Source organism: Paenibacillus sp. 19GGS1-52 (assembly GCF_022369515.1).
Classification (GTDB): Bacteria; Bacillota; Bacilli; order Paenibacillales; family Paenibacillaceae; genus Paenibacillus_AQ.
In genome coordinates this window covers 5,671,781-5,688,888 of record NZ_CP059724.1, presented here as the reverse complement: position 1 = coordinate 5,688,888, position 17,108 = coordinate 5,671,781, and the positions used below count along the sequence as shown (strand labels likewise).

The following is a 17,108-nucleotide window of genomic DNA, read 5'->3' as shown; positions in this document are numbered from 1 at the left end:
TTATCTATAACCTTTTTCTTCATATATGCAGCTTATTTGATCTGGCCCATCGCCAGATTGACTCTATAATTTCCAAACTCCAGCAACTGGTCGAGAAAAGCGTTAAGATCCTGCTGGTTAACCGTGTGAACACGCATCCAGTAGCAGCCCTCTCCGCTGACGCGGTAGGTCTCCACAACGCTGCTGTTGCTTTTGGCGAACTCCTGAAAGGCCGGATGGACAGTATTGGAGCTCAGAAATACGGTAATCAAAGCATGTACGGCATGTCCTATTTTATCCGGATTCCAGCGGACAGTATAGCCCTCTATGATGCCACAGTCGCGCATTCTGCGGATACGTGCGCCAACTGCCTGGCCTGTCATATGTACCTGCAATCCAATTTCTTTGTGGCTAAGAGTGGAATCATTAATAAGCTGCTGCAAAATGCGAAAATCCACATCATCTATCAGGGTACGGTTCATTATCGTATAATTCCTTTCAGTATGAAAGTAAATCAAGGTAAACTCTTTCTGCTATCCATGTATTCTGTGTATCAATCCACCTATAATTGATTGTAGCAGAAGATATATAAAAGGAAGAGGGTAGAGAATGAAAATTCAACTAATCAGGCATGCGACATTATGGCTGGAATATGGTGGTCTTACATTTTTGATTGATCCGATGCTTAGTGAGCAGGGCGCGAATCCACCCATTATAAATTCGGAGAATGACCGCAGAAATCCATTGGTCTCTTTACCTGGACCGGCAGAGCAATGGCTGCAACCGGATGTTCTGCTCCTGACGCATCTTCACGCCGATCACTGGGATACGGCGGCAATATCCATGCTTTCTCGTGATATTCCATTATTGTGCCAGGATGGAGATCAGGCGCAAATAGCGGCACAGGGCTTTGAACACATTACAGAAATTAACCACAAACATAAGATTTCTAATATAACCCTTACAAGAACAAAAGGTCAGCACGGAACGGGTGAGATTGGGAAACGGATGGGACAAGTATCGGGTTTTATTTTTCAGGCAGAAAACGAACCTACGTTATATCTTACTGGAGATACAATTTGGTGTGACGAGGTTAAGCAGGCCTTGGATGATAATCATCCCGAGCTGACGATTATCAATGCTGGCGGTGCACGATTCTTGACAGGTGGACCTATTACGATGGATGAACAGGACGTAGTGGAGCTGTGCAGCTATGCACCCTATACATCGGTTATTGCTGTTCACATGGATACGATCAACCATTGTCTGGTCACCCGGGAGAACCTGCGGGAACGGTTGGAGCAGGAGGCCCTGCTAAATCGGGTCACCCTTTTGCAAGATGGAGAATGGTATTGAGAGCGCTTGACTAGACTACAAAATCATGATAAATTACTTCATGTTGACATGAATTATTATTCCCTGATAGCTCAGTTGGTAGAGCACTCGACTGTTAATCGAGTTGTCACAGGTTCGAGCCCTGTTCGGGGAGCCATTTTCTTGGAGAGATACCCAAGTGGCTATAAGGGGACCCTCTGCTAAGGGGTTAGACTGCGTAAGCGGTGCGAGGGTTCGAATCCCTCTCTCTCCGCCACATTTTGTGGCACTTAGCAAAATATACATAGTCTTCAATATATGAAAGAGCTCCCGACTGGGAGCTCTTTTTTTGCGTTTTTTTAATAATTAGTTCCAACAAAAGGGTGAAATTCACACTAATATTAGCGAATAATTCAATGGTGCAACTCATTAATCCTTTAATTAATTGACGGATAGAAGCTGTAAAGAGACAAATGTTATATTATTTACGGGAAAACAAAGTATTGTATTAAAAAAGGAAATAAATTCAAATGTTGACGAACTCCATTTTACTTCGTTATTCTCATCATTCCTCGCAAATAATCAAATATGTTCAGATACATCCCAAATACACTACAGTTAATGTTATATAACCTAACCTTGAAATTCGAATTTTGTATTAAATAAGCATAAATATTAGTGACGAAGAAATAACCCTGTGTTAATATAAATAACATCATAAAGGAAAAAAGAGAATGTAAGGTAGAGAAAGGGGAATTATGATTATTATGGGAAAAGGGGATGGCGATGGAGTATTTCATTCAGCAGTTAATTAACGGGATTTCCGTAGGCAGCATTTATGCTCTGATCGCTCTTGGTTACACCATGGTATACGGAATTATCAAGCTGATCAATTTTGCACATGGCGATGTATTTATGGTAGGTTCGTTTATCGGACTTTTTAGTGCCAAATATTTTGCATCGGTGGGTTTCCCTCCGGTTATCGTCTTGATATTGTCGCTTGTAATTTCCATGACTGTCAGTGCGTTGCTTGGCATCACGATTGAACGATTGGCTTACAAGCCACTGCGTAGAGCATCACGTATCGCCGTACTTATTACAGCAATAGGGGTTTCCTTTCTTCTGGAATACACTGGGGTGTACTTACTCGGGCCACAGGCCAAAGGCTTTCCGGAGATTATCAATAAGCACCAATTCCACTTATTTGGAAGTTCAGTTCAGGTTGATTCTAATCAAATGATGACTCTAGTCACAACAGTTGTGCTAATGATCATCCTGCAGTATATCGTACACCGAACGAAGATAGGTAAGGCAATGCGGGCAGTTTCCTTCGATATGGAGGCAGCGCAACTTATGGGTATTAACGTAGACCGGACGATTTCAGCAACATTCGCTATCGGTTCTGCATTAGCCGCAGCAGCAGGTGTGATTTTTGGAATGACTTACAATGCTGTTGACCCGATGATGGGTGTGCTACCAGGACTGAAAGCTTTCGTAGCGGCTGTACTTGGCGGGATCGGCAGTATACCAGGTGCGTTGGTTGGGGGTCTACTTCTAGGTACGGTAGAAACAGAAATATCTTCACTGGGGTATTCTTCATGGCGTGATGGCGTGGCCTTTGCCATATTGATCCTTATCCTTATCTTTAAACCGTCCGGACTGTTTGGTAAAAATGTCCGCGAGAAAGTGTAGGTGGGATAACCGGATGAAGAAGCTAAATAAATCTTTTTGGATAGGCATTGTGTTCGCTTTGGTTCTCTACGGAGCCATTCAGATTCTTCTAACAACGGGAATATTTGATGATGTTATGGAATCTACACTTATTCTGATTTGCATTAACGTTATGCTGGCAGTATCTCTTAACCTGATTAATGGGATAACGGGTCAATTTTCGATCGGCCATGCCGGATTCATGTCCATTGGTGCTTATGTTTCAGCGATCTTGACCTTGAATTTTGATGTTCCTTTCGTTTTGGCGCTTGTGATTTCGGGACTGGTAGCTGCATTCTTCGGAGTGCTGATCGGTATTCCGACACTGCGGCTTAATGGTGACTATCTGGCGATCGCTACACTCGGCTTCGGTGAAATTATCCGAATTGTGCTGCTCAATACGGAATATGTTGGCGGTGCTTCGGGCCTCAGCGGTATTCCAACCCAGACGACCTGGACGATTATGTTTCTCTTCACGCTGGTTACGATAGTTGTAATTAATAACTTCATCAATTCCAGCCACGGTCGGGCTTGTATAGCCATTCGGGAGAATGAAATTGCCGCCGAAGCTATGGGGATTAATACCACTTTGTACAAGATCATTGCCTTTGCTCTCGGCGCATTATTCGCAGGCATAGCTGGTGGTCTATCCGCTCATAAGTTCTATGTTATTAATCCAGGCAGCTTTAACTTTCTGAAGTCGTTCGAAATTCTGGTTATGGTTGTACTAGGCGGATTGGGGAGTACGTCTGGAGCAATCGTAGGCGCAATTGTGTTAACAGTACTCTTCACTGCACTACAGGAATACCCAGAGCTACGGATGATTATCTATTCCGCAATTCTAATTCTGATGATGATTTTCCGTCCGAAAGGACTTTTGGGCAGCACAGGCTTCTCATTCAAGAAATTTGCCAAAAAGGAGGCGAAGCCAAGTGACAGCATCAACAGCTGAAGTGCTTCTTGATGTCCAACAAGCCAGTCGTTCCTTTGGAGGACTAAAGGCGCTGAGTGAGGTGTCCCTCCATATTAATAAAGGTGAATTGATTGGACTTATTGGACCGAACGGTGCCGGCAAAACAACACTATTCAACCTGCTGACTGGTGTTTACCCGCCTTCTAGCGGCAGTATTATTCTGAATAATGAGTCTGTAGGCGGTATGAAACCTTTCCGGATTAATCGAAAAGGTGCGGCACGTACCTTTCAGAATATCCGTTTATTCACCGCTATGACGGTCCTTGATAACGTCAAGATTGCCTTTCATCAGCATGCCAAACATTCGATGTTCACATCGATGCTCCGTCTGCCTAAGCATTTCAGCGGTGAGGGAGAAATTACCCAGAAGGCAATGGATATTCTAAAAATATTTAATCTGGCCGATCAATTCGACGAGTTAGCCGGCAATATGAGCTATGGCAACCAGCGGCGCTTGGAAATCGCTCGTGCGCTTGCTGCGGGTCCCAAGCTGCTGCTGCTGGATGAACCAGCTGCAGGCATGAACCCGAATGAGACGCGTGATTTGATGAATCTAATTGCTTGGATTCGTGAGGAATTCGATCTCACCATCCTGTTAATAGAGCATGACATGTCACTGGTTATGGGGGTATGCGACCGAATCTATGTGCTGGACCGCGGGATGCTGATTGCAGATGGCTCACCTGTTGAAATACGGAACAACCCTAAGGTCATCGAAGCATATCTGGGACAGGAGGCGTAGCGGACTATGCTTACAGTACAAGGAATCAACGTATATTACGGAGCTATTCATGCTATAAAGGATTTGAGCATTACCGTTAATGAAGGTGAGATCGTAACCCTGATTGGCGCCAATGGCGCCGGCAAATCAACGTTGCTCAAGACGCTTTCGGGGTTGCTTAAACCGAAGACAGGCAGTATTGAATTTTTGGGCAAATCGATTACGAATCAAAGCATACAGTCCATCGTGAAGCAGGGACTTATCCACTGTCCAGAAGGTAGACGGGTGTTTGCCAATATGTCTGTGGAAGAGAATCTGGAGCTCGGAGCTTATTTACAGAACTCGGATAGCCTCGGAGCTGACTTCGAGAAGGTATATTCTACTTTCCCCCGTCTTCTGGAGAGAAAGAAACAGCTAGCTGGAACATTATCCGGTGGAGAACAGCAAATGCTCGCCATGGGTCGCGCTATGATGGGACATCCGAAGCTGCTGCTATTGGATGAACCCTCCATGGGCCTTGCTCCACTGCTGGTAAAGGATATTTTCCGGATTATACAGGAAGTAAATGCGGCCGGAACAACCGTATTGCTTGTTGAACAGAATGCACATCAGGCACTTAAAGTTGCTCATCGTGCTTATGTACTGGAAACGGGTCGAGTGGTGCTTGAAGGGGATGCCAAGGAGCTGGCAGATTCAGAAGAGATTAAGATGGCTTATCTGGGTCACTAATCTTCCATTCATTTATTGCGGTATCACAGAATCATCATATAAATATATTATCTTAGGAGGCTGGAAGAGAATGAAGAAAATCGGGGCCATTATCTTGACAACGGTGCTGACTGCCGCTTTGGTAGCAGGCTGTGGCAACAACACAGATAACAACAAGGCTGCAAACGGTGGAAATTCCACTGCAGAGACAATCAAGATTGGGATGGATGTTGAGCTTTCAGGCGGTCAAGCTTCTTTCGGCGACTCCGCACTCAAAGGGGCCAAACTTGCGGTTAAAGAAATTAATGACGCAGGTGGAGTACTCGGCAAGCAAATTGAACTGATTGAAGCGGATAATGCTTCCAAGTCTGAAGAAGCGACACGTGCAGCACAAAAGCTGATTACAACCAATAAAGTTGTAGCCATCATTGGATCGACTACATCTACGAATACACTCGGAATTGTACCTGTTGCGCAGGAAAAGGGAATTCCGTTGGTCAGTTCTTCGGCCACCAATCCAAAAGTAACTGTTGACGAACGTACAGGAAAATTGAATGAATGGGTATTCCGCGCTTCCTTTATCGATCCGTTCCAAGGACAAGTAATGGCTAACTATGCTACAGACACACTTAAAGCTAAAACGGCTGTAATCTACACCGATACTTCAAGTGACTACTCTAAAGGTCTGCAAACCTTCTTTAAAGAAACATTCTTGAAAAATGGTGGTACGATCTTAAGTGAAGAGTCTTATCAACAAAAGGATTCTGACTTTAAAGCCGTATTGACTCGTATTAAAGAATCGAACCCTGATGTTATTTACCTACCTGGTTACTATGAAGAGGTTGGTAAGATTCTGAAGCAAGCACGTGAAATGGGCATTACCGTTCCATTTATGGGTGGCGATGGTTGGGATTCTCCACAACTGGTGGAAATTGCCGGAGCAGATGCGCTCAATAATACGTTCATGTCCAATCACTATTCCCCTGAAGATAGTGCACCTGAAGTTAAATCATTCGTTGACGCATTCAAGGCTGCTAATAGCGATCTCGTCCCAGATGGCATGGCTGCACTTGGATATGATGCTGTGAAGCTAGTCGTTGATGGTATCAAACGCGCTGATTCCACAGAGCCTACGAAGCTGAGAGATGCACTAGCTGCTACGAAAGATCTGCAATTGGCTACTGGTAAAATCACAATGAACGAAACGCATGACCCAGTTAAAGCAGCTGTAGTTCTGAAGTTTGTTGATGGTAAACAAACATTCGAAGCTAAAGTTAATCCGTAAGTAAAATCTTTCTTTACTCTAATAGCTTCTATTAGTACGGTACTTAGGGAGCCTATTTAATAGGCTCCCTAAAGTTATCTAACTACACAGAGCCATGTTTATAAAAAATGCTTGTCAAAAATAATGAAGTTTGATATAATCATTTTTGTTGTGAAAAGAACATTTTATATTATGGCCCGTTGGTCAAGGGGTTAAGACACCTCCCTTTCACGGAGGTAACATGGGTTCGAATCCCATACGGGTCATCTCTCATATGCGGTAGTGGTGGAATGGCAGACACGCTATCTTGAGGGGGTAGTGGGTGTATACCCGTGGAGGTTCGAGTCCTCTCTACCGCATACTAGATAAAGGGATCGTCCACTTATGGACGATCCCTTTATCACAGACAAGAAGCAAGAAATCCTGTGCTCCGCAGAGGTTTTCTTGCTTCTTTTTAATGTCCAGCCGATCCCTTTAAGGCGCCTGCATATTTGGGATAGAGCAGCCTTATGCAATCAGGGCAGATATCATGTGTGAATTGCATGGAGAGATGCTGCTGCAAGAAATGCTCAATCGTGTTCCACTCCTCTTTAGCGTTGCGAATGGATTTGCAGGAAGCGCAGATAGGGATGAGCTTATGTGAAGGCTTACGCGAAGCGCTGGGGGGTCTGAATGCTGTAAGAGTACGTTGTTCTTTAACAGCTCCAGCATCAAATAGGGAAATCATAAGGAGTTCTCTTGCTGAGGGATCGTCTGAGATGAGGGGGAAGATCTCAGACCGGAATCTTCTGAGCCCTTTATTAGTAGGGATCGAGAATTCCGAGCTAAATACCAGTCGCTCACCTTGAAGGATAGACTGCAAGGACTGGCGCAGAATTGCGATAGGAGCAGGCTCTTTAATTAGCTCTTGCAATAGCTCAAAGCAATTAGCTCCACTCCCTTCCTTCAGTGAAGAAAGACCGTATTCGTGCCGGTATGCACTCCAACTGCTATTTGTGTATAGAATGATTCCGGATCTATTGATAAGCAGGACGTTTTGTGGCAGGGTATCAAAATAATCGGTTAGGGAAGTGGATAAGCTTTCTGGCAAAGGTTATCGCTCCTTGTGATCGATCAGGATGGAATGCTAAGATGGGGGAAGGCCCAAAAGCTCTGCGATCTGGCGGCGATAGCGCTCGGCTCTACGTGTTCCATGAATTACATTGGACAAGCGATAAGTGGGAATTCCGTATAACTGGCAAAAATCCTTCTGATCCAGATGTAACTCTGTCAGGCGTTGCTTGATTACCCAGCCGTATGGGGTTATAGGGCGTTTGACGTTCAACAGGTTCACCTCTTATCGACATTCCAGGCATATGATATAATGGAATAAGACCTAATATTAGTTAATTATATACTTTTTTAAGTCATATTTCAACAATTAATAGCTTAAATAAGCTTTTTTATTATAGTGGAAGGCGGTTTATGAATGCAATCCATATACGAGCGTATAGAGTACTTGATTAAACAAAAAGGCATTACCAAGAAATCATTTTGTGAGCAGTTAAATATCAGTACAGGTAACATGGGAGATTGGAAACGCGGAAAGTCTACTCCGGGTACACATAAGTTGATTGAGATTAGCGCCTTTTTCGATGTCAGTCTTGACTGGATTATTCTCGGCAAGAATACAACGGAAATTTTGCGTGAGAACAGGGAAAATTATTTTTTTGAACACATAGGGCAATTGAATTGCCAAAATGCTGAATTGCTTCCCAAAGAGAAGGAATTTATTAAGGAGTACATAGCTTTCACTGAATACCGTAAGCGTAAAGCGGCGGATGAGAATTCCTGAATATGCGTCTTTACTTTTAAGATGAGGGGATTTATAATAATAAATGTTGGCCTCAAACAAAGTATCAAGTATCAAGTTATACTCACCGCGCGGTAGTGGTGGAATGGCAGACACGCTATCTTGAGGGGGTAGTGGGTGTATACCCGTGGAGGTTCGAGTCCTCTCTACCGCATACTTTGAAGAAAGCCTTGCGCTGCAAGGCTTTTTTTGTTTTGTTTTTCATGCAGCAAATGTTGTGACAAGTTCTCTAGTTGAAAAAATGTTATAATCACAATAAAAATTAGACTGGAGGTAAGCTAATGTTAATAAGCATTATCTTAGTTAGTATTATTGCAGCAATACATATTTATATCGTATATCTGGAGATGTTTATGTGGGCTACACCTAAAGGCATGAAGACCTTCGGTACTACGGAACAAGTAGCCAAAGATTCGAAGTCGCTTGCTTTTAACCAAGGGTTGTACAATGGATTTCTTGCTGCGGGATTAATCTGGGGTTTGTTGTATCCGGATGCTGTTGCCGGAAGACATATTCAATTATTTTTCCTTGCTTGTGTACTGATTGCAGGTATTGTGGGCAGTCTGACTGCCAAGAAATCGATCATTTACGTGCAGGCATTACCAGCCCTAGTTGCGATAATTGCCGTCCTTTTTCAATGGTAGGTTTTGCAGTCGTGTAAAAGTAGTTCGTCACAAAAAAGGATACTCTCTCGCACAGTATAAAAACTGTACGGGCAGGGTATCCTTTTTTTGTATTTTTATTTATTCAGTAGTTTAGCGATATCGGCTTCGATCTGATCCGGTGTTGTTTTTGGAGCAAAGCGTTTCAGAACGTGACCTTCCTGATCAACCAGAAATTTGGTGAAGTTCCATTTGACGCTCTTCGAGCCAAGGATTCCAGGGGCTTCTTTAGATAAATATTCGAATAAAGGATGAGCCTCATTGCCCTTTACATCAATCTTCTCGTACATCGGAAAGGTTACACCATAATTGATTTCACAGAATTCTGAAATTTCATCACTGCTCCCAGGCTCTTGGTCTGCAAATTGGTTGCTAGGAAAGCCGAGTACTTCGAACCCACGGTCTTTGAATTTTTCGTATACTTCTTGGAGACCTTTGTATTGGGGAGTAAATCCACATTTGCTGGCGGTGTTCACAACGAGCAATACTTTGCCTTTGTACTTGGACAACGATTCTTCTTCGCCACGCAGGGTGTTGGCTTCAAAATCATAAATACTCATGGATTATGCCTCCGATCAATAATTTATCACAATTTAATTGTACGCCACTTAATGTGCGGAGTCAATTATTAACGTTGTGTCATTTTTCAAATGTAATCGTTTCAAAATCTCCTTATTGTTTAAGGTTATGGAGAGTGCTTACAAAATACAGCTCGAGTGAAGGAGAGAATTATTTATGAAAGCCTTGTATACAGCAGTAGCAACCGTCCACGGTGGACGCGAAGGTTCCGTGGAATCTTCAGATGGCGCTTTGAAGCATGATCTAAAAATGCCTAAAGAACTAGGCGGTCCCGGTGGTTTGGGTACTAATCCAGAGCAGTTGTTCGCTGCAGGATATGGAGCTTGTTATGAAAGTGCCTTGGCTAATATCGCCCGCAAAGAGGGTGTGAAGCTGCAGGATGTAGAAGTGACTGCTAATGTGTCGATAGGCAAGGATGAGAGCGATGGCGGCTTTTTACTGGCTGTAAGATTAGATGTGAAGCTGCCGGGCATTGAACGCGGGATTGCCGAGGGATTGGCGAAGAAGGCTCATGATTTCTGCCCCTATTCCAAAGCCACAAGAGGTAATATTGAGGTTGAATTAAACATTGTAGAGTAGAGCGATTGTTACAGGATAAACACTATGCGGCTAGATGAGATCAGGCAATAATGGTCTGGTCTTTTTAGAAATATAAGAATTTATATGTTCACATGATAGCTTATCCTTATATTTCTCGAAGAAACGGGTGCCGTCCATAAAAGGACGGCGAAGCCGTTTCTTCTTGGCGGGTATGGTTAAGCATTCTTGGCAATAATGGCTAAATAGAGACGGTGTCAGTAAGAAAGAGTAATAATTAGGTTGCTACAAAGAGTACATTGGTTGACATCACCCCTAAAATTCTTTAATATGTCTAAGTATCTGTATATGTCGCGTGTGCTATAAACAAACAAAAAAATTTAAATAATGGGTGATGAAGATGTCCTACAAACCGAGTATTACGAATGTGACTAAAGCCAGCAGCAATGATAAGGAAGGATTGTTCGAGTTCATTATCAAGCTTGCTGATGGAACGGAGTGCCGCGTATTTTATAATCGGTTTCCGGAATGGAAAATGACGAACATCAGCCGCCTGCTAAAAACACCATGTCCCATTTGCCGCAAGGATTTCATCTGCAAATGTATGGAAGCATTCACTCCTGATCTCGAAGGACAAATGATTGGGAACCAATGGATTGAGAAGGCAATTGCCGAATAAATAAATGGACGGATCATGTTGGCGCGGGAGCTTATCCCGCGTTTTTCTTTATTTATTTTGAGAGATATTTGTTAGAGAGGGGGCGGGTGGATTGAATGAAGAACAGATCGAAGGTAAATCAATCATATTGATAGACGGTGTATGCCATCTTTGCCAGGGTTTGGTTCGTTTCATTATTCCACATGATCCCAAAGGCCATTTTATGTTCGCACCTTTACAGAACGAGGTATCTCAAAGGCTACTGAATGCCGGGGGGCTGAAGCCGGACGAATTGAGCACAGTGGTGCTGTTAGAAAAAGGCGTGTATTACACGGAGTCTGCTGCCGTGCTGCGGATAGCCCGCAGGCTGCGTTTTCCGTATCCTGTTGCTTATGTATTCATACTTGTTCCTCGACCGCTGCGCAACGCGCTTTACAGGCTTGTAGCAAGGAACCGTTACCGCTGGTTCGGACGTGATGAGCAGTGTTCGCTGCCAACACCGGAGAACCGACGAAGATTTCTATAGCTTACTAATGGGGGGACTTATGGACAAAAGAAAACGAAACGGATTTATGCGCTTTGATTGGTCATATCATTTTGTAACCTTGCCACTCGCACTTATTCTATTGATTTGGTCTGCGATACATCTGTATTTCGTACTTCAGGATGGTGGAGAATTAACGGTGTCAGTGCTGCTGTTCATCTCTTCCTTATGCTTAGTGTTCGCTGCGGGCCGCATTCGCAAGTATGCTACCAAGAGTCAGGACCGTATTGTGAGAATGGAAGAGCAGTTTCGCTATTACCGACTCACTGGAGGTACGCTCAGCACTAAGCTTAGTCTTGCCCAGATTATTGCATTGCGCTATGCGGGCGATGATGAATTTCCTGCATTGTGTCAGCGAGCAGTAGTGGAACAGATGAAACCCGAAGACATCCTCTCTGCTGTGCAGAACTGGCGGGAAGATTCGATGCGAGTGTAATGTGCGAAAAAACTTATTGCTGCCTCATTATATATATGCTACTATAGCTGTAAATTAAAGGAACAGTAACGGAAGCACCGTTCAATAACCGTTTGTCGCGGTTATTGGCGGTGCTTTTTTGCTGTTCTTTTTTGAGGGGAGGAGGGTGATTTCATGGCGGTAAGGATCGTACTCGCCGTGCGCGAGAGTCAATATATCGAACCAGTGCTGCAGTATGCTCATCATAGTGAATATGGGGATATGCTGCGTATTTCAGCATTTAGTAAGATGGCTGCCTTTGTGGAATTTATGAAAGGGGAGGAGGTTCCAGATGCGGTTGTAGGAGATGCATCCTTTATCGAAGCCTGGCTCGTAGAAGGAAGAACTACAGTTCCATGGGCGGTATTAAGTGAGGATGTGGGCTACTCCGGTAAAAGTATTGGGGGACTGGCAGGCGGCGTAATGATCGCCAAGTATCAGGCGCTGCCTTCACTACTAGAATCCATGTTCCAGCTATGTGAAATCAGCCGCGTTAGGACTTCTCCTTCTGTGAAGGAAGAGACTTTGGTGTTGGGGGTTGTCTCCAGTAGTGGAAGCAACGGCAAAACAACAATAGCTCTGAATCTGGCCAAACAGCTTGGCGGAATAGGACTGTCTGTATTTTATCTGAATCTTGAAAGTGTGGACAGTAGTTGCTTATTCCTCCGACCGCCTATTGGTAATGCTCCAGGGTTAGAAAGGTTGCTCTATGAGATCCAGGCCTCCCGTGGAAAGGAAGCAGGCGATGTTGATTTAGGACGTTATGTTCTCAGGCATGAAGATCTGCGGAGTGATGTCTTTAGGCCGGTAGGCAATGTTAAAGAAATGCTGCAGATGACCAAGAGGGATACGCTTGATTTGTTGGATCGGCTGGCAGCAGGGGGCTATGATGTTGTAATTGTTGATACAGGGAGTCTTGAGGAGGAGCGGGCCGAGGCTGTGCTGCAACGATGTGGCATGCTGCTCTGGGTGCTTAAGCATGATGATATTAGCTTGCATAAGACGGTAAGGTGGCTAGCGCATTGCACTGCTCCACATTCAGATATGCCCGCAAACCTGTTGGATAAGAGCAGATTCGTAGTGAATCTGGCTACGGATTCTATGGAGGGGAGTTTGCCGCCCGAAGGAATAACCTTTGATTGTGTCTTGCCCTTTATTCCAACTTGGACGCTGCAGCATCGGGAGGAACTCTGTCTGAACTCTCCACAATTCCAGCGCGAGATTCTCCAGTTCTGCAAGGCGTTTATCGAGCCTGCTCTGCCATTGGTATTTACCGGAAAGGGCCAATATGAATGATGAGATGTTCAGGATATTACGCAGTGATATTCGGGCAGGGCTTGATGTTACTTCGGCTGTAGGGAACAAGGAACTTACTGCTTACATTGAACGAACGATATTGGAGCGGGAGAGTCTTAGTTATTTAACAGCACAGGAGAAGCATGAGCTTGTGAAGAGATTATTCGATTCTTTTCGGGGACTCGATGTGCTGCAACCGCTGGTGGATAACCCGGCGATTACAGAGATTATGATCAACAGCTATAAAGAAATCTTCATTGAAGAGGACGGCCAGATCCGCCGCCTGTCACTGGCGTTCGAATCCAGCAGCAGGCTGGAAGATATTATCCAGACGGTGGTATCTGAGGTGAACAGGGTAGTAAATGATTCCTCACCCATTGTGGATGCACGGCTGAAGGATGGCTCCCGGGTCAATATCGTGCTGCCACCAGTGGCGTTAAAGGGTCCGGCGATGACCATCCGCAAATTCCCAGAGACGCCGATGACAATGAGTGAGCTGGTGAAGCGGGAAGCCATAAGCCCGGAAGCTGCAGAGCTGCTGCAGACGCTGGTTACGGCCAAATATAATATTTTTATAAGCGGAGGTACCGGCTCTGGCAAAACAACGTTCCTGAACGCATTGTCCCAGTTCATTCCAGCCCACGAGCGAGTCATCACGGTGGAGGACTCCGCCGAATTGCAAATTGTGACTGTGCCGAACCTCGTCTCCTTGGAGACGAGAAACGCTAATACAGAAGGTAAAGGGGAGATTACGATCCGTGACCTGATTCGTTCTTCGCTGCGGATGCGGCCCAATCGGATTGTGGTTGGCGAGGTGCGTGGGGCCGAGTGCTTGGATATGCTACAGGCAATGAATACTGGACACGATGGAAGTTTATCTACTGGCCATAGTAATAGTGCCCGCGATATGGTCAGTCGTCTGGAGACGATGGTGCTAAGTGCTGCGGATTTGCCGGTAGTAGTTGTCCGCCAGCAAATTGCCTCGGCAATTGATATTTTCGTGCATTTGTCCAGGCTGCGGGACCGCTCCCGCCGGGTGATGGGCATTAGTGAGGTTATTGGTCTGAAGGATGGAGAGGTGGTGCTGAATTCTTTATATGAATTTCAGGAATTGGGAGAACAGGCGGGACGGGTACAAGGCAGTCTGAACGCAAGTGGAAATCTATTGTGCCATACGGACAAGCTGAAGATGGCTGGTATTACTCTTCTGTCTGCTGTTACTAGCGAAGCTGAATTCAAGAAGGGGGAGGTGGTGATCTGATTATTTTTGGGAAAAAGTTTGTAATGTTCAAGGCTGGATCTTCTGCAATGAAGCTTGCTGCAGTTCAGTCTGTCAGTGGGGCAGCGCAATTACCTGATTACAAAGTGTATGTGCTAACCTTGGTACAAAAAATCTTGGCGATTAGTGGAGGCAGTCTGCTGCTGTTTGGCATCGGATATCTATTTTATCATCAATGGCTGCTGTCCTTATTGCTTGCCCCAGGCGGTGCCTATGCACCACGGCTATTGCGTGATTACCTTCTGAGACGGCGTCGTTCAGTGCTCAATCTGCAGTTTAAGCAAACGTTATTTTCCCTTTCATCGTCTTTATCGGCAGGACGTTCGGTTGAGAATGCCTTTCGGGAAGCTGTGTTGGATCTGCGTATGCTGGATCAGGAGGGCGGGGGCGATATGATCTCCGAATTGAACATTATTTGTGCAAGGATGGAATATGGTCAGCCGGTAGAAGAAGCACTGCATAATTTCAGTGAACGCGCAGGAATGGAAGACATTGAACGTTTCGCAGACGTGTTCTCGGTATGTAAACGTACGGGCGGTGATCTCGTCGAAGTTGTGCGTCGGACATCAACGATCATTGGTGAGAAGCTGGATATAGAGCAGGATATCGCGGTGAGTATTGCCCAGAAGAAGTTTGAGGCTAAAGCGCTGCTAATCTCGCCGCTTGTCATGGTAATGTTCATGAGCTTGACGGCAGGTGACTATATGGAACCTATGTACACTGGCGCGGGTATCGCCATATCTACGCTGGCCCTGGCGGCGTTGTTTCTTTGTTACCTCTGGACCTCCAAGATTATGGACATTCCGCTGTGAAGGATGGAGAGGTCATGCGATGGATATGCGGGGCAATTATTGTAGGGTTATCAGCAGGTTGGATTATCTTGCGCTTGAAATGTGGAAGCCGGTATGCCGGGCTGCGAAGAATTCCAATGGATGGACTACGCCTGCGCAGGCTGGGGGAACCGATACTATTGCTCGGTGAAAGAATAGGGCTGGGAAGCAGATTCCCGTCGTTATTTTTCAAAATTCAACGGTCCTTACAGCGGAATTACGGCATGCGTTATAGCGCTGAGCGAACCTTACTGTTTATGGGTGAGATGCTTAGCTATAGCTGGCTGTTGCTGCTGGGTGGTAGCCTGCTCACCTTATTTAATGGGGAACGCACAGGAATACTACTGGGTTCAATACTAGCGGTAGCTCTACCATTTGCCCTGGCCAGTGATCTGCATAAAAAGGTCAGGCTGAGAGAACAGCAGATTATGATGGAGCTGCCTGAGCTCCTCAACAGCATCGTATTATTGGTTGGTGCTGGGGAGACGGTGCAGCGGGCTATTCTCCGCTGTGTTGAAAGCCGCAAGGGAGACACCAGTCATCCGCTGTATAAGGAACTTATGATGATGACGGGTGAATGGGAGAGTGGCTATTCGTTTCAGCAGGCTTTTGAGAACTTCAGCAAGCGCTGTGCTGTACAGGAGGTTTCACTGTTTACGACGACAGTCTTGCTTAATTATCGCCGGGGCGGTGGGGATTTCGTATTGTCGCTGCGTGATCTGTCGCGGATGCTCTGGGAGAAGCGGAAAGCACTTAGCCGGACACGCGGGGAGCAGGCGTCTTCAAAGCTGGTCTTTCCGATGGTTGTTATTTTTTTAATTGTTATTGTGCTGGTGGGAACACCTGCAATCATGATGTTAAATATGTAGGAGGATGAGCTAATGATGATGAGTATTGTAGGAAGTATGAAAGGTTTTTGGAAGGATGAAGAAGGGTTGGGCACGTTGGAGATGATTCTGATCATAGCTGTGCTGATTGCGGTGGTACTTCTTTTTAAAGAAAAAATTCAAGAGGTAGTGGAAGCTCTAATCGATACAGCTGGTGAAAAGAGCCAAAAAGTTTTTGAATGAGTACGCTTAAGGATGACCGTGGCAGCTTCACGATCGAAGCCTCTCTTTTACTGCCCATTATCATGTTTATTACGATGCTGCTCCTGTTCTTCTGCTTGTATAGTTACCAGCAATCGATGCTGCTGCAGGTAGCCTCGGCTGCTACTGAACGTGCAGCGTATGATTGGGACAATAGCCATAAAGAAGTGGGAGGCTCCTTTGCTGCGGGTGAATATGATTCGTTGTATTGGCGAATAGGGGAGGATGGACTGCTCTCTTCATTATTTGGCGGTACAGCAGCAAGTGGCGGACAAAAGCTCGAACTTCCTGCAGAGACTCACGGAACAAGCGTGTTGCCTTTGCTTAAGCTTGAGCATGCCTCAAGTATGGTTCCGGATAATATGCTGGGAGAGATGAATTACACATACAGCCTAACTGGACGCAGAGTAAGCGCAGAACTGAAGCGTATGCTGGATTTACCCGTGCTGGATGATGTGCTGGCAGATGGAGCTAAACCAGTAGTTAAGGCACAATCTGTTGTTACAGAGCCTGTGGAATTTATTCGTACGGTCGACCTGATGCGGTATTATGGCGCCAAGTTCAAGGCGGGGTCAGGTTCACAGAGTGGTGGGGCTGCAGTTGCTATGGAGAAGAAGGATGCTTCCGCAATGATGACCAAGCTTCAGGGAAAATGATTTT

General features: G+C 45.3%; 22 protein-coding genes and 5 tRNA genes. 23 read left to right on the top strand and 4 right to left on the bottom strand.

Annotated features, from left to right (window positions below; translation table 11 throughout):
* Window positions 1-32: 32 nt before the first annotated feature.
* Window positions 33-461 (bottom strand): Lrp/AsnC family transcriptional regulator, encoded by a 429-nt coding sequence (locus H1230_RS26405; RefSeq protein WP_239712788.1) that lies wholly within the window; start codon window positions 459-461, stop codon window positions 33-35.
* Between the two features lie 127 nt (window positions 462-588).
* Here H1230_RS26405 and H1230_RS26400 point away from each other — a divergent pair, with 127 nt between their 5' ends.
* The 10 genes from H1230_RS26400 (at window position 589) to H1230_RS26355 (ending at window position 7,028) form a co-directional block, all read left to right on the top strand.
* Complete coding sequence (locus tag H1230_RS26400; RefSeq protein ID WP_239712787.1) at window positions 589-1,335, top strand: MBL fold metallo-hydrolase; 747 nt, start codon at window positions 589-591, stop codon at window positions 1,333-1,335.
* 60 nt (window positions 1,336-1,395) lie between these two features.
* A tRNA-Asn gene (locus H1230_RS26395) sits at window positions 1,396-1,471 on the top strand.
* A gap of 7 nt (window positions 1,472-1,478) precedes the next feature.
* Window positions 1,479-1,570, top strand: a tRNA-Ser gene (locus H1230_RS26390).
* A 509-nt stretch (window positions 1,571-2,079) separates the two neighbouring features.
* Window positions 2,080-2,985 (top strand): branched-chain amino acid ABC transporter permease, encoded by a 906-nt coding sequence (locus H1230_RS26385; protein WP_239712786.1) that lies wholly within the window; start codon window positions 2,080-2,082, stop codon window positions 2,983-2,985.
* A 13-nt stretch (window positions 2,986-2,998) separates the two neighbouring features.
* Entirely contained in the window at window positions 2,999-3,955 is a 957-nt protein-coding gene (locus H1230_RS26380; RefSeq protein WP_239712785.1) for a branched-chain amino acid ABC transporter permease, read from the top strand.
* Entirely contained in the window at window positions 3,936-4,718 is a 783-nt protein-coding gene (locus tag H1230_RS26375) for an ABC transporter ATP-binding protein (protein ID WP_239712784.1), read from the top strand. Before H1230_RS26380 ends, H1230_RS26375 begins: the two co-directional genes overlap by 20 nt.
* Window positions 4,719-4,724: 6 nt before the next feature.
* Window positions 4,725-5,426: an ABC transporter ATP-binding protein gene (locus tag H1230_RS26370; RefSeq protein ID WP_239712783.1), complete on the top strand. Its 702-nt coding sequence runs from the start codon at window positions 4,725-4,727 to the stop codon at window positions 5,424-5,426.
* A 70-nt stretch (window positions 5,427-5,496) separates the two neighbouring features.
* Window positions 5,497-6,690, top strand: a complete 1,194-nt coding sequence (locus tag H1230_RS26365; protein ID WP_239712782.1) for an ABC transporter substrate-binding protein — start codon at window positions 5,497-5,499, stop codon at window positions 6,688-6,690.
* A 173-nt stretch (window positions 6,691-6,863) separates the two neighbouring features.
* Window positions 6,864-6,935 (top strand) — tRNA-Glu (locus H1230_RS26360).
* Window positions 6,936-6,945: 10 nt separating this feature from the next.
* Window positions 6,946-7,028 (top strand) — tRNA-Leu (locus H1230_RS26355).
* Between the two features lie 95 nt (window positions 7,029-7,123).
* Here the strand turns inward: H1230_RS26355 and H1230_RS26350 are convergent.
* Both H1230_RS26350 and H1230_RS26345 read right to left on the bottom strand, forming a co-directional pair.
* Window positions 7,124-7,759: a PAS domain-containing protein gene (locus H1230_RS26350; protein WP_239712781.1), complete on the bottom strand. Its 636-nt coding sequence runs from the start codon at window positions 7,757-7,759 to the stop codon at window positions 7,124-7,126.
* A 36-nt stretch (window positions 7,760-7,795) separates the two neighbouring features.
* Window positions 7,796-7,993: an XRE family transcriptional regulator gene (locus H1230_RS26345; protein ID WP_239712780.1), complete on the bottom strand. Its 198-nt coding sequence runs from the start codon at window positions 7,991-7,993 to the stop codon at window positions 7,796-7,798.
* A 144-nt stretch (window positions 7,994-8,137) separates the two neighbouring features.
* On the opposite strand from H1230_RS26345, the gene H1230_RS26340 reads away from it, so the two are divergent.
* The 3 genes from H1230_RS26340 (at window position 8,138) to H1230_RS26330 (ending at window position 9,165) form a co-directional block, all read left to right on the top strand.
* Complete coding sequence (locus tag H1230_RS26340; RefSeq protein ID WP_239712779.1) at window positions 8,138-8,503, top strand: helix-turn-helix domain-containing protein; 366 nt, start codon at window positions 8,138-8,140, stop codon at window positions 8,501-8,503.
* A gap of 89 nt (window positions 8,504-8,592) precedes the next feature.
* A tRNA-Leu gene (locus H1230_RS26335) sits at window positions 8,593-8,675 on the top strand.
* Window positions 8,676-8,802: 127 nt separating this feature from the next.
* Window positions 8,803-9,165, top strand: coding sequence for a DUF1304 domain-containing protein (locus H1230_RS26330; protein ID WP_239712778.1), 363 nt, complete (start codon window positions 8,803-8,805; stop codon window positions 9,163-9,165).
* 95 nt (window positions 9,166-9,260) lie between these two features.
* Here the strand turns inward: H1230_RS26330 and H1230_RS26325 are convergent, their stop codons facing one another.
* Window positions 9,261-9,743 (bottom strand): glutathione peroxidase, encoded by a 483-nt coding sequence (locus H1230_RS26325; RefSeq protein WP_239712777.1) that lies wholly within the window; start codon window positions 9,741-9,743, stop codon window positions 9,261-9,263.
* A gap of 175 nt (window positions 9,744-9,918) precedes the next feature.
* Here H1230_RS26325 and H1230_RS26320 point away from each other — a divergent pair, with 175 nt between their 5' ends.
* The 10 genes from H1230_RS26320 (at window position 9,919) to H1230_RS26275 (ending at window position 17,104) form a co-directional block, all read left to right on the top strand.
* Window positions 9,919-10,341 (top strand): organic hydroperoxide resistance protein, encoded by a 423-nt coding sequence (locus tag H1230_RS26320; protein ID WP_239712776.1) that lies wholly within the window; start codon window positions 9,919-9,921, stop codon window positions 10,339-10,341.
* Between the two features lie 358 nt (window positions 10,342-10,699).
* Window positions 10,700-10,978, top strand: coding sequence for a hypothetical protein (locus tag H1230_RS26315; protein ID WP_154116630.1), 279 nt, complete (start codon window positions 10,700-10,702; stop codon window positions 10,976-10,978).
* A 91-nt stretch (window positions 10,979-11,069) separates the two neighbouring features.
* Complete coding sequence (locus H1230_RS26310; RefSeq protein WP_239712775.1) at window positions 11,070-11,483, top strand: thiol-disulfide oxidoreductase DCC family protein; 414 nt, start codon at window positions 11,070-11,072, stop codon at window positions 11,481-11,483.
* A gap of 19 nt (window positions 11,484-11,502) precedes the next feature.
* Complete coding sequence (locus H1230_RS26305; protein WP_239712774.1) at window positions 11,503-11,937, top strand: DUF6526 family protein; 435 nt, start codon at window positions 11,503-11,505, stop codon at window positions 11,935-11,937.
* Between the two features lie 153 nt (window positions 11,938-12,090).
* Window positions 12,091-13,251 carry a CpaE/TadZ family protein gene (locus H1230_RS26300; protein WP_239712773.1) on the top strand — a complete coding sequence of 387 codons (1,161 nt, stop codon included), beginning with the start codon at window positions 12,091-12,093 and terminating at the stop codon, window positions 13,249-13,251.
* Entirely contained in the window at window positions 13,244-14,512 is a 1,269-nt protein-coding gene (locus H1230_RS26295) for a TadA family conjugal transfer-associated ATPase (RefSeq protein ID WP_239712772.1), read from the top strand. Before H1230_RS26300 ends, H1230_RS26295 begins: the two co-directional genes overlap by 8 nt.
* Window positions 14,513-14,559: 47 nt before the next feature.
* The gene (locus tag H1230_RS26290; protein WP_239717562.1) at window positions 14,560-15,342 is read left to right on the top strand and encodes a type II secretion system F family protein; all 783 of its coding nucleotides are present in this window, start codon (window positions 14,560-14,562) and stop codon (window positions 15,340-15,342) included.
* Window positions 15,343-15,356: 14 nt separating this feature from the next.
* Window positions 15,357-16,229 carry a type II secretion system F family protein gene (locus tag H1230_RS26285; protein ID WP_239712771.1) on the top strand — a complete coding sequence of 291 codons (873 nt, stop codon included), beginning with the start codon at window positions 15,357-15,359 and terminating at the stop codon, window positions 16,227-16,229.
* A gap of 12 nt (window positions 16,230-16,241) precedes the next feature.
* Window positions 16,242-16,430, top strand: a complete 189-nt coding sequence (locus tag H1230_RS26280) for a Flp1 family type IVb pilin (protein ID WP_239712770.1) — start codon at window positions 16,242-16,244, stop codon at window positions 16,428-16,430.
* On the top strand, window positions 16,427-17,104 hold the full coding sequence (locus H1230_RS26275; RefSeq protein WP_239712769.1) for a TadE family protein: 678 nt from the start codon (window positions 16,427-16,429) through the stop codon (window positions 17,102-17,104). Before H1230_RS26280 ends, H1230_RS26275 begins: the two co-directional genes overlap by 4 nt.
* Window positions 17,105-17,108 lie beyond the last annotated feature (4 nt).

Bases quoted from the DNA above. Each gene is read 5' to 3' on its own strand.
- H1230_RS26405 (WP_239712788.1), bottom strand. From the start codon at position 461: ATGAACCGTACCCTGATAGATGATGTGGATTTTCGCATTTTGCAGCAG.
- H1230_RS26400 (WP_239712787.1), top strand. From the start codon at position 589: ATGAAAATTCAACTAATCAGGCATGCGACATTATGGCTGGAATATGGT.
- H1230_RS26385 (WP_239712786.1), top strand. From the start codon at position 2,080: ATGGAGTATTTCATTCAGCAGTTAATTAACGGGATTTCCGTAGGCAGC.
- H1230_RS26380 (WP_239712785.1), top strand. From the start codon at position 2,999: ATGAAGAAGCTAAATAAATCTTTTTGGATAGGCATTGTGTTCGCTTTG.
- H1230_RS26370 (WP_239712783.1), top strand. From the start codon at position 4,725: ATGCTTACAGTACAAGGAATCAACGTATATTACGGAGCTATTCATGCT.
- H1230_RS26365 (WP_239712782.1), top strand. From the start codon at position 5,497: ATGAAGAAAATCGGGGCCATTATCTTGACAACGGTGCTGACTGCCGCT.
- H1230_RS26340 (WP_239712779.1), top strand. From the start codon at position 8,138: ATGCAATCCATATACGAGCGTATAGAGTACTTGATTAAACAAAAAGGC.
- H1230_RS26330 (WP_239712778.1), top strand. From the start codon at position 8,803: ATGTTAATAAGCATTATCTTAGTTAGTATTATTGCAGCAATACATATT.
- H1230_RS26325 (WP_239712777.1), bottom strand. From the start codon at position 9,743: ATGAGTATTTATGATTTTGAAGCCAACACCCTGCGTGGCGAAGAAGAA.
- H1230_RS26320 (WP_239712776.1), top strand. From the start codon at position 9,919: ATGAAAGCCTTGTATACAGCAGTAGCAACCGTCCACGGTGGACGCGAA.
- H1230_RS26315 (WP_154116630.1), top strand. From the start codon at position 10,700: ATGTCCTACAAACCGAGTATTACGAATGTGACTAAAGCCAGCAGCAAT.
- H1230_RS26305 (WP_239712774.1), top strand. From the start codon at position 11,503: ATGGACAAAAGAAAACGAAACGGATTTATGCGCTTTGATTGGTCATAT.
- H1230_RS26300 (WP_239712773.1), top strand. From the start codon at position 12,091: ATGGCGGTAAGGATCGTACTCGCCGTGCGCGAGAGTCAATATATCGAA.
- H1230_RS26295 (WP_239712772.1), top strand. From the start codon at position 13,244: ATGAATGATGAGATGTTCAGGATATTACGCAGTGATATTCGGGCAGGG.
- H1230_RS26290 (WP_239717562.1), top strand. From the start codon at position 14,560: ATGAAGCTTGCTGCAGTTCAGTCTGTCAGTGGGGCAGCGCAATTACCT.
- H1230_RS26285 (WP_239712771.1), top strand. From the start codon at position 15,357: ATGCGATGGATATGCGGGGCAATTATTGTAGGGTTATCAGCAGGTTGG.
- H1230_RS26280 (WP_239712770.1), top strand. From the start codon at position 16,242: ATGATGATGAGTATTGTAGGAAGTATGAAAGGTTTTTGGAAGGATGAA.
- H1230_RS26275 (WP_239712769.1), top strand. From the start codon at position 16,427: ATGAGTACGCTTAAGGATGACCGTGGCAGCTTCACGATCGAAGCCTCT.